13 protein-coding genes are annotated in these 13,397 nt (G+C 71.6%); 11 read left to right on the top strand and 2 right to left on the bottom strand.

From position 1 onward, the window contains the following. Window positions 1-162: 162 nt before the first annotated feature. The 10 genes from AB0442_RS39555 to AB0442_RS39510 all read left to right on the top strand — a co-directional run bounded on the left by AB0442_RS39555 (window position 163) and on the right by AB0442_RS39510 (window position 9,998). On the top strand, window positions 163-1,083 hold the full coding sequence (locus AB0442_RS39555; protein ID WP_366168362.1) for an ATP-binding cassette domain-containing protein: 921 nt from the start codon (window positions 163-165) through the stop codon (window positions 1,081-1,083). Further along, a complete protein-coding gene (locus tag AB0442_RS39550) occupies window positions 1,080-1,904 on the top strand; it encodes an ABC transporter permease (protein WP_366168361.1) in 825 nt (274 codons plus the stop codon). Before AB0442_RS39555 ends, AB0442_RS39550 begins: the two co-directional genes overlap by 4 nt. A gap of 50 nt (window positions 1,905-1,954) precedes the next feature. After that, complete coding sequence (locus AB0442_RS39545) at window positions 1,955-2,152, top strand: hypothetical protein (protein ID WP_366168360.1); 198 nt, start codon at window positions 1,955-1,957, stop codon at window positions 2,150-2,152. Window positions 2,153-2,604: 452 nt separating this feature from the next. Then, window positions 2,605-3,486 (top strand): hypothetical protein, encoded by an 882-nt coding sequence (locus tag AB0442_RS39540; protein ID WP_366168359.1) that lies wholly within the window; start codon window positions 2,605-2,607, stop codon window positions 3,484-3,486. A gap of 146 nt (window positions 3,487-3,632) precedes the next feature. Beyond that, complete coding sequence (locus AB0442_RS39535; protein WP_366168358.1) at window positions 3,633-3,830, top strand: hypothetical protein; 198 nt, start codon at window positions 3,633-3,635, stop codon at window positions 3,828-3,830. 66 nt (window positions 3,831-3,896) lie between these two features. Further along, window positions 3,897-4,436 (top strand): winged helix-turn-helix domain-containing protein, encoded by a 540-nt coding sequence (locus tag AB0442_RS39530; RefSeq protein ID WP_366168357.1) that lies wholly within the window; start codon window positions 3,897-3,899, stop codon window positions 4,434-4,436. Then, window positions 4,433-4,960, top strand: a complete 528-nt coding sequence (locus AB0442_RS39525; protein ID WP_366168363.1) for a transposase — start codon at window positions 4,433-4,435, stop codon at window positions 4,958-4,960. Before AB0442_RS39530 ends, AB0442_RS39525 begins: the two co-directional genes overlap by 4 nt. A gap of 75 nt (window positions 4,961-5,035) precedes the next feature. Next, complete coding sequence (locus tag AB0442_RS39520) at window positions 5,036-5,755, top strand: hypothetical protein (RefSeq protein ID WP_366168356.1); 720 nt, start codon at window positions 5,036-5,038, stop codon at window positions 5,753-5,755. Window positions 5,756-5,795: 40 nt separating this feature from the next. Then, a complete protein-coding gene (locus AB0442_RS39515; RefSeq protein WP_366168355.1) occupies window positions 5,796-9,170 on the top strand; it encodes a hypothetical protein in 3,375 nt (1,124 codons plus the stop codon). 81 nt (window positions 9,171-9,251) lie between these two features. Further along, a complete protein-coding gene (locus AB0442_RS39510; RefSeq protein ID WP_366168354.1) occupies window positions 9,252-9,998 on the top strand; it encodes an A24 family peptidase in 747 nt (248 codons plus the stop codon). Between the two features lie 238 nt (window positions 9,999-10,236). Here AB0442_RS39510 and AB0442_RS39505 read toward each other — a convergent pair whose 3' ends face one another. Beyond that, window positions 10,237-10,788, bottom strand: a complete 552-nt coding sequence (locus tag AB0442_RS39505) for a GNAT family N-acetyltransferase (protein WP_366168353.1) — start codon at window positions 10,786-10,788, stop codon at window positions 10,237-10,239. Between the two features lie 8 nt (window positions 10,789-10,796). After that, window positions 10,797-12,038: a hypothetical protein gene (locus AB0442_RS39500; RefSeq protein ID WP_366168352.1), complete on the bottom strand. Its 1,242-nt coding sequence runs from the start codon at window positions 12,036-12,038 to the stop codon at window positions 10,797-10,799. Window positions 12,039-12,365: 327 nt separating this feature from the next. Here AB0442_RS39500 and AB0442_RS39495 point away from each other — a divergent pair, with 327 nt between their 5' ends. Further along, window positions 12,366-13,265: a TauD/TfdA family dioxygenase gene (locus AB0442_RS39495; RefSeq protein WP_366168351.1), complete on the top strand. Its 900-nt coding sequence runs from the start codon at window positions 12,366-12,368 to the stop codon at window positions 13,263-13,265. Window positions 13,266-13,397 lie beyond the last annotated feature (132 nt).

Genomic DNA, 13,397 nt, shown 5'->3' with positions numbered 1-13,397 from the left:
GGCCTGGTCTCCGACCGCTGCGCGGAGCGCTGAAGATCACCAGCCGAACCCTCCAGGCCGACACGCCCCACCCTCAATCGCGCACCAAGTCGTAATGCGGCCGTACGATTGCCGCCCACGGCCCCATGCTCGGGCGGGGGTCCTCTCGGCAGTGTGGGTGCCGTGATCGAAGTCAACGAACTCACCAAGCGCTACAGCAGCAAGACGGCCGTCGACCATCTGTCCTTCACCGTGCGACCGGGCCAGGTCACCGGATTCCTCGGCCCCAACGGAGCCGGCAAGTCCACCACCCTGCGGATGATCCTCGGCCTGGACGCGCCCACCACCGGCAGCGCCACCGTCAGCGGCGTCCCCTTCCACCACCACCCGCGCGGACTGCGGCACGTCGGCGCCCTCCTCGACGCCGGACAGGTCCACGGCGGACGCAGCGCCGCCGCCCACCTATCCGCCCTGGCCCGCAGCAACGGCATCCCGTGGCGCCGGGTGGACGAGGTGCTCCAGGAGGTGGGGCTGACCGAGGTGGCGACCCGCCGCATCGGCGGCTTCTCCCTCGGCATGAAACAGCGCCTCGGCATCGCCACCGCCTTGCTGGGCGACCCGCCCGTGCTCATGTTCGACGAGCCGATCAACGGCATGGACCCGGAGGGCGTGCTCTGGGTACGCCGGCTCTTCCGGCGCCTGGCCGCCGAGGGGCGCACGGTCTTCCTCTCCAGCCACCTGATGTCGGAGATGGAGAACACCGCTGACCAGCTGGTCGTCATCGGCCGGGGCCGCCTCATCGCCGCCGAGTCGGTAGGTGACTTCGCGGCCCGCGGCACCCGTCGCAGCGTCGTGGTCGCAACACCGCAGGCCGCCGAGCTGGCAGCCGTGCTGACCGCGGCGGGCGCCTCAGTCGAGCCGGAGGGCTCGGCGGGCGCCGAGAAGCTCGCTGTGGCCGGGCTCCCGGCGGACCGCATCGGAGCGCTCGCCTTCGAGAACCGTATCCGAGTGGACGAACTGACCACCCGCACCGCTTCACTGGAGGTGGCCTTCATGGAACTCACCGCCGACAGCGTCGAATACCAGGCAGGACAGCCCCGATGACCACACTCGCCTCCGTCCCCCTGACCACCCCCGTCGCCGGTCCGCCCGTCCGCTTCGGGGACCTGCTCGCCTCCGAGTGGATCAAGCTGCGGTCCCTGCGCTCCACCCCGTGGACGATCGCCCTCACCGTCCTGTTCGTCGTCGGGGCCGCCGCCGTGGCCTCGCTGACGGACAAAACCGCCCGCTTCGGCCCCGCTGATTTCCTGCCCTACGACGCCTACCCGGCGGCCGGCTACTGGACGCTGATGCTCCTCGCCAGCAGCATGGGCGCCCTCACCGTCGTGAGCGAATACAGCAGCGGTCTGATCCGCACTACCACCGTGGCCGTCCCCGCCCGCGGCTCGGTCGTGCTGGCCAAGGCGGCCGTCACCGCCGCGTTGTGGACCGCAGTCGGCACAGCCGCCTCCACCGGTTCCTTCCTGGTCTCCCAGGCCATCCTGGACGGGCACCATGCCAGCGTTCCGATCACCCACCCTGGGGTGTTCCGGGCGCTGGTGGCATCCGCGTTGCTGGCTCCGGTCTGTGCCCTGGTCGGTCTGGGCCTCGGCGTTCTGCTCCGGCATGCCGCCGGGACCATGGTCACCAGCGTCTTCACCCTGCTGATGCTGCCCACCATGTTCTCGGAGAGCAACCGCTGGTCGGCGGACATCAAACACGCGCTGGTGGCGGCCGCCTGGAACCGCCTGGTCCGAACCTGGGAGCCGGACCCCGGATCCCTGGGCTACACCGCCACGATCCCGGGCTCCTGGATCGTGTACGCGCTCTGGCCCCTGATCACGGTCGCACTCGCCGTGCTCGTCGTGAGGCGCCGCGACGTGTGAGTGTGCCTCGTGCAGCGAGGTCCCGCAGCGGCTGGACCGGCTGACGGTCGATGGCCAGCAGTGGTACCTGCCTCAGCAGCTACCACCAGGTCAACGACTCGTCGTTCCGCGTCGGCTGCAACACCGAGGGCGGCACCTACGACTACAGGCTGTGGGGCAACGGCATGGCCTACTCTTCGGAGACCGGCAAGTTCGTGGCCGGCGATACCCTGTACGGAGAGAAGGGCCGCTACACCTACGGCACCTGACCTTCCGACACCCCCGCCCGTCGGCATGGGGATGGCAATGATCGGACGAGAACACTCGCGCGCGACCTTCCAGCACTCCGGGAAGTGGTGCCACAAACTCGCGCTCCGCAGCCGCCGCGTGATCAGAGGAATTCTCGGGCGGAAGCGGCACCTGCAGACCGTCGCCGCCAGCCCCACTCAGCCAGGTGACTTCCCACCCGACTACTGGACCAACGGGAAGTAAAACACCCATGTGCCCGGCGCCCACCAGCGCCGGGCACAGCCGTTTCCCGCCGCCAGCCTGGGCCCCCGCACGTGTTCGGCCCTGCCTGCGGGCAGGGCCGAACCCAGGGCCCACGCACTGCCCGCAGGCAGGGCCGCCGACTCGTCGCCCACTGGTGCCGCTTCCTCGAACGACCCGCGCTCCACCCTCGGACCCTGCCCGAGCGGGGGTCCCTGTGAAGATCATGCCCATGGACCTCCCCACCGCCCTCGCCCAGCTCGATACCGACGCCTGGGCCACTGTCAACCACGCCTACGGTCCCGCTGAGGACCTGCCCGAGTTGTTGCGTGCCTTCGCCGAGGGCGGTGAGGACGCCGAGGAGGCACTGGACGAGCTGTACGGCTCGATCGTGCACCAGGGCACCGTGTATACGGCCAGCATCGACGCCGCCCCGTACCTCGCCCGGATCGCCGCCTCCGGCCAGCAGACCGTCGATGCGCTCCGGCTGCTCGGCTGCCTCGCCGAGAGCGAGGACGAGTGGGAGGTCGAGCCGGGCGCCGTCCGGACCGCCGTCACCGCCCAACTGCCCCTGCTCGTACCACTGCTGGTCGACGAGGACGCCGCCGTCCGACAGGCGGCCGTCTGGACGGTCGGCCACACCCGGGGCACCGGGGTACCGCCCTACCCGCCGTCCGGGCCCGACTGGCCGCCGAGACCGTGCCCGCCGTCCCGGCCGAACTCCTCACCGCGCTCGGCCGGCTGGACCGCGGGCGCCGCCGCCGAGGCCCGCACCCTGCTCGGCCCGGACACGTCCGCACCGCTGCGCCTGGCCGCCGTGTTCGCAACCCTGAATGCCGGTGAGCCGTGGCTCGCCGCGCACCGCGACGCCGTCCTCGGCCTGTTGCCCGCGCGTGAAACGGCCGGGTCCAGCTACGCCGACGAGCACCGGGAGCCGCTGAGCACGATCGCCGGGTTCCTGCGCCACCACCTCTTCGACGAGCCGCCCGTCGACCTCACCACCCTCGCCGGTTCTGCTGGCCCATCCACGGCATCTCCTCCGGCGGGATCCACCGCACCCACCTCTTCAGAGTCCTCGGCCTGCCCTGGCTATAGGCCAACCAGGACGCACTGATCCCGCCGCGCCGCCTCGAGGTCGTCTCCGTCATCCCTGGTGGACCGGGGCCCAGCGAGACCGCGCGCACCGCAGACCTGCGGGAAGGCCTCCTCGACCGCGGTCTGGTCACCGGCCGGCTGGAGCCCAGCGGCTCCTAGGCCACGATGCACCTCGACCGAGCGCCCGCTCTGTGGATGCTGGGCTCCCGGGACTTCGCGGCCGTGTACAACACCGCCTACGAGCGGGTCTACCCCGGCGCCCTCGCCCAGCTCGGCGTCGCGAACGTCGCACTTGAGGACGCCGCTGCCCTGGGAACGGTGGCTCACGGCCCGCACCGGGGGAGGGAACCCCGCCGCTACTGAACTTGATTGAGTGATGTCGGGGCTGTTCGCCTGACAGGACCGAGCCGGCTCCGGTAGCCCTGGGGCATGAGGTACGCGCAGGGCGGCGGGTTGACCGACGCTGGGAGGGCCGCACGGGAGCGGATCCGGCTGCAGGCCGTGGAACGCTTCGAGAGCGGGGAGAAGAACCGGGAGATCGCTGCCGCGCTGCGGGTCAGCGAGCGTTCGGTGGAGCGGTGGCGCCGGCAGTGGCGAGAGCGCGGTGAGGCCGGGGTCCTGTCGAAGGGATCGCCGGGGCGCTCGAGACTCAGCGAGAAGCAGATCGCCAGGCTGGAGCGGGAGTTGGAGCGCGGTCCGCTGGTCCACGGCTGGGCGGACCAACGGTGGACGCTGGCCCGGGTGAAGACGTTGATCGGCCGACTGTTCCACGTGTCGTACACGGTGGAAGGCACGTGGCGGCTGCTGAAGCGGCACGGCTGGTCGTGGCAGCAGCCGGCCCGCCGGGCGATCGAGCGCGACGACGCGGCGGTGGAGCGGTGGAGGAAGGAGACCTGGCCGTTGGTAAGAGCACCGCGGCGGCCTGCAACGGCTGGCTGGTCTTCGAGGACGAGGCCGGGCAGTCGATGACCCCGCCGCGCGCCAGGACCTGGAGCCGTATCGGTCACACCCCGGTCGTCCGCGTTCGCGGCCGGGGAGCCGGCCGGGTCTCGATGGCGGGCCTGGCCTGCTACAAGCCGGGCGAGCGGTCCCGGCTGATCTACGCGATCCGCGAGTACCACCGCCGCAAGGGCGAGCCGAAGGGCTTCGGCTGGCGTGACTTCCGCGACCTGATCGTCCGCGCCCGCATCCAGCTCGGCGGCCCGATCGTGCTCGTCTGGGACAACGCCCGCATCCATCTCGTGCCGCCGCTGAAGGCGTTCTTCGAGGCCAACGCGCACTGGCTCACCGTCTTCCAGCTGCCCACCTACGCGCCCGACCTGAACCCGCAGGAGGGCATCTGGTCGCTGGTCAAGCGGGACATCGGCAACCTCGCTGCCGCCGACCTCGGCCAGCTCACCCGAGCCGTCAAGCGCAAGCTCAAGATGATCCAGTACCGCCCGCACCTCGTCGACAGCTGCCTCACCAACACCGGCCTGATCATGGACGGCTGACCGACATCACGCATTCAAGTTCAGTGGTACGAGCCGCAGTACACCCCGGAGGAATTCGACGCTGCCTTCCAGGCGGTGCTGGCCGGGCTGTCCGGGGCCATGGGTGCCGATGCCCAAAAGCAGTACGACGCCCTGAAGGCCGACGGAGACTTCCACCGCGGACAGGACGGCCGTTGGTGGGGCATGGTGAAGACCCAGAAGGCCTGGGATCTTCCGGTCACCACACCGTGCACCCAAAATCCGGGCATCGTGTGGGTCCCCACCGGCAGGCCTCCGGCAGGCATCCTCGCGGTGACCCCGGAGATGCTGTCGAAGCTGGCCTACGGTGCAACGAAGCTCCCGCCGCCGACCGTAAAACTCTCGCCCGCGGCCGACAAGCAGACGGTCAACCTGCCGACATACATCACGTTCGACCGGCCGCTGCAGCCCGTGTCGGTCACCGCGTCCCTGACCTACTCGGGGGTGAACATCGCGGCTTCCACGCTCGCGGTCCCGGTGAGCCTTCGGATCGACGCCGGCACCAACTACGCCTCCCCGGCGAGCTGCACCTACAACTTCGCCAAGAGCGGGTCCGGCTACCAGGTCGACTCCTCCGGAGCCGACTGCAACATCACCTACCAACGCTCCAGCCGGGGCGGAACCTATCCATTGACCGCACAGGTCACCTGGAAGGTGACGTGGACGCCGTCCTCGAACCCGTACGGCGCGCCAGCAAATCCGTTGCCGAACGGTCTCACCGGTGGGACGCCCCAGGATGTCGTCGTCAAGGAGATCCAAACGATCGTCACCGGGTAGCACCGGGGCGTCGGCAGGACCGAAGGAGAGAAGGGCCGGGATGGCGAACACGAGGATCAAGGCGCCGAGCAGCGCCCGCCACCGCACCGTCGCGGACGTGCTGGGGGCGCTGCTCGCCGGTGTTCTGCTGGCCGCCATCCTGGCCGGCATCCCGTACGGGCTGGTGCGCTTCATCGGCTGGCCGCTGCCGACGTCGGTGCCGACGCTGGACGACCTGCAGCAGAGCGTCGGCACCGGCACGCTGATCGATGTCCTGGCGGTGCTGGTGTGGCTGCTGTGGGCGCAGTTCATGGTCTGCGTGGTTGTGGAGCTGCGGGCGGCGCTGTCGGGCGTCGATATGTCGGTGCGGCTGCCCGCGGCCGGTGCCAGCCAGGCGATCGCCCGGAAGCTGGTGACCACCATGCTGTTCGTCGGGGCCGGTGCGCTGACGGTGGGCCAGGCCGCCACGGCGTCCGCGGTGCCGCTGCAGCAGGGGCCGGTGCAGCAGGTCGCCGTAGTGGCCGCGGCTGTTCCGGGCTCGGCCGCACAGTCCGGGAGCGCCCAGGCCGCGCCCACGGCGTCCGGGCCCGTGTACACGGTGCAGGCCTCGACCGGCTCGCACCACGAGACGCTGTGGGACATCGCCGAGCGGTACCTCGGCGACGGCAAGCGGTTCGGGGAGATCTTCGAGCTCAACAAGGATCGGGTGCAGCCGGACGGCGGCCGGATGACCGATGCCGGTCTGGTCCGTGCCGGGTGGAAGCTGCAGCTGCCCGCCGACGCGAAGGGCGTCCCCGGTGCGGGGACCTCCACGGACGCGGCCGGGACCAGGCCGGCTGCCGGGCAGCACACGGTCACCGTCGAGCCGGGCGACACCCTGTCGAAGATCGCGGAGGAGGAACTCGGCGACGGTGACGCCTACCCGAAACTGCTGGACGCGACGAAGGACGTCGTCCAGCCTAGCGGCCGACACCTGATCGACCCGGACAAGCTGTTCCCGGGCGACATCATCGTCATCCCCGGCCCCGCGTCCGGCCCAGCCGCCACACCTCCCCTCGCCCAGACCCCCACCGCCACTGCGCCGACGACCGAGCCTGCGCCCCCGCCCGCGGCGGCCGCTCCCTCCCCCGCCGCACCGTCGCCCGCCGCCACCCGCACCCCGGCCACTGCAGCGCCCGCCGCAACGCCTACACCCGTGGCGACCGAGCAGCCCACCGCCGCGGCCGAAGCACCCCGCACGCCGACCGCAGTACCAGCCGCCACCGAGGCGGGGGACCAGGCGCAGGCCCCTGTCTCCGCCCAGCAGGCCGTCGGCGGCATCGCCGCACTCCTCGGCGCCGGTGCGCTCGGCGTCATCGCCTTCCGGCGCCGCAGCCAGCAGCGCGAGCGCCGCCCCGGCGAGACGATCGCCATGCCGCAAGAGACCACCCCGATCGAGCAAATCCTCGACCACACCGCCTCCCCCGCCGCGGCCGAACTCCTCGACCGCGCACTGCGCACCATGACCGCCCACCACACCGGCACCCTGCCAACGGTCCGCATGGCGCGGGTCCAGGCAGACCGGGTCGAGATCCTCACCGACGCCCACGAGAGCGCCGAGCCGCTCACCCCGTTCACCGACCGCCCGGACGGCTGGTGGGGAGTGCGCGGCGGCCGCGCCACCCTCCTGCGCAAGGACGAGGCCCGCGACCTCCCGGCCCCCTACCCGGGGCTGGCGACCATCGGCACCGACACCGACGGCGCCGCGATGATGGCGAACCTCCCGCTGCACAAGGTCCTCCTACTGGACGGCAACGAGCAGCAGGTGCGGGAGGTGGCGCGCGGCATCGCGATGGAGGCCGGCACCGCGCTGTGGGCCGATCACATCGAGGTGCTGACCGCCGGGTTCGGCCTGGAGCTGCAGCAGCTGCTCCCGGCGTGCCGGGTGATGTACACGCCGAGCCTGGCTGCGGCGACCGCCGACCTGGCCCGGGTCCTGGTCGAGGTACACCAGGCCGAGCACGAGGGTGGCCTGGCACCGCTGCCGTGGATGGTCGTCTGCGCCGGTGTCCCCAGCCAGCAGGATTTGTACGCGTTCGCGGACACGATGGGCAAGGTGCCCGCCGGGCAGCCGATCGCCGCCGTCCTCCCGGCCGCGGGCGCCCGCGAGCTCTTTCCGGACGCCGAGGTCCTCGATGCCTCGCTGGTGACCGAGGCGCAGCCGGTGGAGGTGCTGGACGGGGCCGAGGTGGTGTTGCAGCGGGTGACGGACGAGGCCTACCGGCAGCTCACCGCCACCCTGGCGACGGCCGTGCAGCCGGCCGTCCCGGCCGAGATGCCGTGGGACGGGGCGCCCGATCCGGACCACCCGCAGGTCGGTCCGGCTGCCCTGACCAAGCTGCACCCGGTCGGTAGTCGCGGACACCTGTCGCTGCTGGCTACACCCACGGTAGGGGAGTCCGGCCCCGTAGCTGCCAGCGCCCTGCCCAGCGATGAGAGGGTGCCGCAGGCGGCGGCCGCCCCCGGGACGACGGCCGCGGAGGACGGGCAGCAGCAGCCTGAGAAGGCGGCGGGCCCGGACACGGCGAACGCCGCCGAGTCGGGTGCGGATCCACGGGTGGCGATGCTGGAGGCCCGGCCGGAGCGGCGCAGGCCGCAGGCCCGGGTGAGCGTGGTGCGCGAGGGCGAGGTCCCGCCCGGGGCCGGTCCGGCGGCGCCGCAGGTGCAGGTTCTCGGGCCGATGCGGATCACCGGGATCGGCGATGCGCCGATCGCGCCGCGCCTGGTCCTGCTGGCGGCCTGCCTGATCTTCAAGAGCGAGCGGGACTACGGGGCGATCGCCCACCACATGGACCCGGTCAGCCCGTGGACTCCGGCGACCATGGACACCCACATGTCCCGCCTGCGCGGCCGCCTCGGCCGGGACAACACCGGCGAGCCGTACCTGCGCCCCAAGCCGAAGGGCGTCCAGCAGTACACCCTCTCGGAGGAGGTCACGGTCGACTATGCGGACTTCAAGCACCTCGCCGAGCGGGGCCTGCCGCACGGCACCGCCGGGGTACTCGACCTGGAGGCCGCACTCGCCGTGGTGCGGGGCCGGCCGTTCACCGGCGCCGGTGCGCACTCCTGGGCCGCGCCGCTCGTGCAGACGATGGTCGGTGAGATCGTCACCGTCGCGAACTCGATCGCGCACCTGCGCCTGCAGGACGAGGTGCTGGACGTCGACGCGGCCCGCGCCGCCATTGCGGCGGGCCTGGGTGTCGAGCCGGCCGCGGAAGTGCTCTACCGGGCGTGGATGCGCACCGAGCACCGGGCCGGCAACGCGGCAGGCGTGCGCCACGTCGCCGACCAGGCCCGGCAGATGGTCCGCGACATGGAGTTCGACGCTCTCCAGGACGAGACCGAGCAGCTGATCCAGCGCCTCACCACTGGCCGAGGCGCCGTCCAGGGCCTCTAGAGCCCAATCTGTCGACGGGCCGGGCGGACAGCATCACCATCCGCCCGGCCCGGCCCTTTCCCGATCCGATCCAGGAGACCCATGTCCCTCTCCCCCACCGCCATCGCGCTCGCTGCCGCAGCCGGACTCGCCGCCGGCGTCCTCCTGGTCCGGCCCGCGGTCTTCACCTACAGCATCCCCACCGGCTCGCGCACCACCTGCCCCCACTGCGGCCGCCCCATCCTCCGCGGCCGCGCCGCCGCCGACCTGCTGCTCCGCCGACGCTGCAGCGCCTGCTCCACGAACGGCAGGTCCGCGCGACTCGGACCGCCGGCACTGGCCCCCGAAGTGCTCACCGCCCTGGCCGTCGGCGGCTGCGTAGCCGGCGGCGCGAAGGGGTGGCTGCTCGCCGCCCAGCTGTGGCTCGCGATCGTCGGCACCGCGCTGCTCCTGATCGACGTGGCGGTGAAGCGGTTGCCGGACCGGCTAACCGGCGCGGCCGCGGCCGGCGTCGCGGTCCTGCTCGTCGCGGCCACCGCAACGGGCGGCCAGTGGGCGGCTCTGGAGCGGGCAGCGGCCGCGGCCGGAGCAGTGGCTGTGGTGTTCCTGGTCCTCGTCCTGATCGGCGGGATGGGACTGGGCGACGCCAAGCTCGCCCCAACGCTGGCCGGGCTGTTGGCCTGGCACAGCTGGGCAGCCGTGTACTGGGGCATCAGCGCCGGAGTGCTCCTCGGCGCCGTACACGCCGCTGTGCTCGTCGTGGGCAGGCGCGCCAATCGCAAGGCCGAGATCGCCTTCGGACCCGCGCTGCTGATTGGCACGGTCGCTACCTCTATCCTTCTGAGCTGACAGCCCTGCCCCAACTACCCCGACTGCAGCACCAAGCAGGTCGCGGAGGGAGCATCCCCGCGGGTGACACGCCTTCCGGTAGCCACAAGAAGTCCGCGTCGGAGAGATCCCGCGAACGCGGGCCCACGAGGGGGAGGTGCCGGGGATGTAGCCGAGGCGGGAAAGAGTCCCGCGAGCGCGGGGCCGACCGCAGGTGGCACGCCATCAGCGCCTCGAGCGGTTTTGGTATGAGTGGCCGTTAGTAGCGGGTACGGAGCAGAAGTAGGTCGAGGACCGGTCCATTTGGGCTGGCCCGGTAGGGGCCGGCGTACTGGTAACCGAGACGTTCGTAGAGGCGCTGGGCGGTGCTGCCCGGCATGGCGAGCAGGGACGCCCACTGCGGGCGGAGCGCGTCCAGCAGGGCCTCGTGAACGCGGGTGCCGACTCCCTGTCCGTGCCAGCCGGGCCGGATGGCAAGCTCGCAGATTCCGGCGAGCGAGTCAGTGGTGCGGGCGTCCGTTGTGATGACCGGCAAGAGATCCGCGCCGAACCAGTATGTCGGGGTGCAACGGAAGCCGTAGCCGAAGCCGACGATATGGCCGTCGGCGTACGCGGCGACGAGGGTGAAGTCGTCCCGCTTGGCGTGGCCGGTGATCTGGCGGCGCAGGGTTTCGGGGGTGAATCCGGCCCGGGCGACGTCGTCGTGGTCGGCGTGGGCTTCGGCCCAGATGTCGGCCAGTGTGTCGAGCAGGACGGTAGCGTCGCCGGCGCCGTAGCGGCGCAGGGTCAGGGGGGTGACGGGGACGCTCATGGGTTCCTTCAGGCGGCAGGGACGGCGGCGCGGTAGGCGGTGAGGTAGTCGGTGACGGGCCGGGTGCGGTCGTGGGCCTGCAATGTGCCGGCGATGTCACGCAGGGAGCGGAGCAGGCGTTCGGAGCGGACGTCGGGGAGGTAGGCGAGGGTGCGGCGGGCGGCGTCGGCTGCGGCATCGAGGTCGGGTTGGGGTTTCCTCGCATGATGGAGTGCGATGTCGGCTGTGTACAGGGCGCGGTTGCGGGCGTGGCTGTCGTCGCCGAACAACATGACTGCTGTCTCGGCTCCGGAGGCTGCCCGTTCGAGCTGGCCGAGGTCGGCGCGGCACAGAGACTCCAGGCCGGCGATCTCGGCGGGCACGTAGAAACCGAGCCAGTCGGGATCGGCGTCGCTCGGGCCTTTGGAGTAGAGGTTGTAGGCGCGGACGAGGGCTTCTTCGGTGAGGGTTCGGTCGCCTTGGAGGGCCCATCCGCGGGCCTCGCGCATCGCCAGGAGGGATAGCCAGCGTGGTGAGCCGAGCTGGGCGGCGGCGTGTTGTGCGACTTGGGCGGTGCTGACGGCCTCGCGGGGGCGGCCGGTGGCGTGGGCTAGCAGGGACATGCAGGCCCATGCGTGCGCTTCCAGGCCCGGGTCGTCTGCCTGGCGGGCGCTGGTGAGGGCCTCGGTGTAGAGGGAGCGGGCGTCAGCGGTCCGGCCGGAGTCAAGGGCGAGCCAGCCGGCCGCGACCGACAGCATGCCGGTGGCGGAGTGCAGGCGGCTGCCCATGGCCTCGCTGTAGCGGCCCTGCTGCAGCCAGGTGTGCGCTGTCTTCAGCGCGGCCTGGGCCTGGCGGCCGAGTTCGGCGGAGCCGTGCTCGCGGTCCTGTTCGTACAGGCTCCGCTCGACCTCGAGGACGGCCTGCAGGTGGTTGCCGCCGAGTGCGGGGCTGGCGCCGGGGGTGTCCTTGGCGATGGCGGTGATCAGTGCGGCGCCGACGCCGGCGAGGACGCTTCGTCGCCGCATGTCGGTTTCTCCTTCCGGGGGCTGGGCGCCTGTCCGCGAGCGTGCCGGTCTCTGAGGGGGCAGGGTGAAGCCCAGCTCGGTGATGGTCCGGCCGGTGATCCGGTGCAGCAGGCGCTGGTAGACCGGCCGCGGGCAGGCAGTGGTTCCGTCCTCCCAGGTGGCGATGGTTCTGGTGACGCAAGTGACCGGCTCGCCGAACTCGATCGACTTGTTCACCAGGAACTCGGCGGCTTCGCGGCGTCCCATCTTCCACTCGTGGACGCGTACCCGCCGGAACGTGTTGTTCGGTCTTCCCACCGCCGGGACCCCCGAGCTGCCGCCGTTTAGCTGTCCTGTCCGACGGTAGCGAATCGGACACGCTTGGCGACAGGTCGGCGGCCTGGAAATTGCTGGTCACCTCGTTATTTTCATCCGAATTTCCAAGCCTTCTGACATCGCTTCAGCCTGTGCCGGGCCGTTTCCCTAGTGGCACGCACTCGAAGGCCTGGACCGCCGAGAGCCCACTGCCGCCAGACCGCGATCGGTGGTAGACCCAACCACCCCGCGAACCACCTCCGAGAGGCAGGAATCCGCGTGTTCATCAACATCCCGAGCAAGCTCGAAGCCGCTCTGATCGAGCGTCCTCTCCAGCCGTGGGAACTGGACGGCTCGTTCCTCGAGACGTCCACCATGGAGCGGTACCGGGCCGAGCTGACGGCCACCCCGCAGTTCGAGCGGATCTCCGCGACGCTGCGCCACGCGCTGACCGTGGAGGGCGGCGGATACGCGGTGCTGCGCTTGGGCAACCTCGCCGAAGCCCTGGGGACGGGTGACCGGTTCCGGCGGCTGGCGACGGCCTTCGCGGCCGAGGTGGCCGTTCCCTTCTCACCCTTCCCGAAGTGGCCGCTGTGGAAGGACATCGGGGTCAAGGTCGACAAGGACCCCGGCAAGTCCAGCGGCATCGGGTACAACGCGTTCCACATGGACCTGGTGAACGCGACCCTGCCTCCGGACTTCACTACGCTTCTGTGCGTCCGCCCGGACCCGCTCGGTGGCGGCCCCAGCATCCTCTCGGATGCCCACGCGGCGGTGGCGCGGCTGTCGGACAGCACCCGCGCCCTGCTGGCCGAGCCGGCCTACCACTACGGCACGTTCTACGACCTGCACGGCGTCGGCGAGGAGTACAAGCCGTTCCCGATCCTGGACGGGGCCAGGACGGACCAGGGGTTCGTCCGCTTCACCGCCAAGATGCTGGAACGCTCCGAGCTCGGCCGAGCGCACGCCAATGCTGCCAGGGAGCTCGCCGGCGAGCTCGTCCGGGGGCAGGTGTCCTTCATGCTCGAGGCGGGGGACTACCTCATCGTGAACCAGCGCCGCTTCCTGCACGGCCGGGAGGCGCTCTACAGCGGTCAGGAGGCCGTCCCGGTCATTGACCGCCGGCTACTCCTCCAGTTGTTCCTGCGCACGCCGGGCGGTGCCGGCTCTACCGCGTAGCTCTGGTGACCGCCGAGTCCGCCCCTCCCGTGGGGGGGGCGCCCGGAGGGGGGCCCCCCCCGGGGGGGGGGCGGCGGGCGCCCCACCCCCGCGGCCCCCCCCGCCCGGCGACCCCCCCGGCCCCCGGGCCGG

The sequence above is a fragment of the Kitasatospora sp. NPDC085895 genome (assembly GCF_040702125.1).
GTDB lineage: Bacteria > Actinomycetota > Actinomycetes > Streptomycetales > Streptomycetaceae > Kitasatospora > Kitasatospora arboriphila.
The sequence above is the reverse complement of the archived record's forward strand: the minus strand, read 5'-3'. Positions and strand labels throughout refer to the sequence as shown.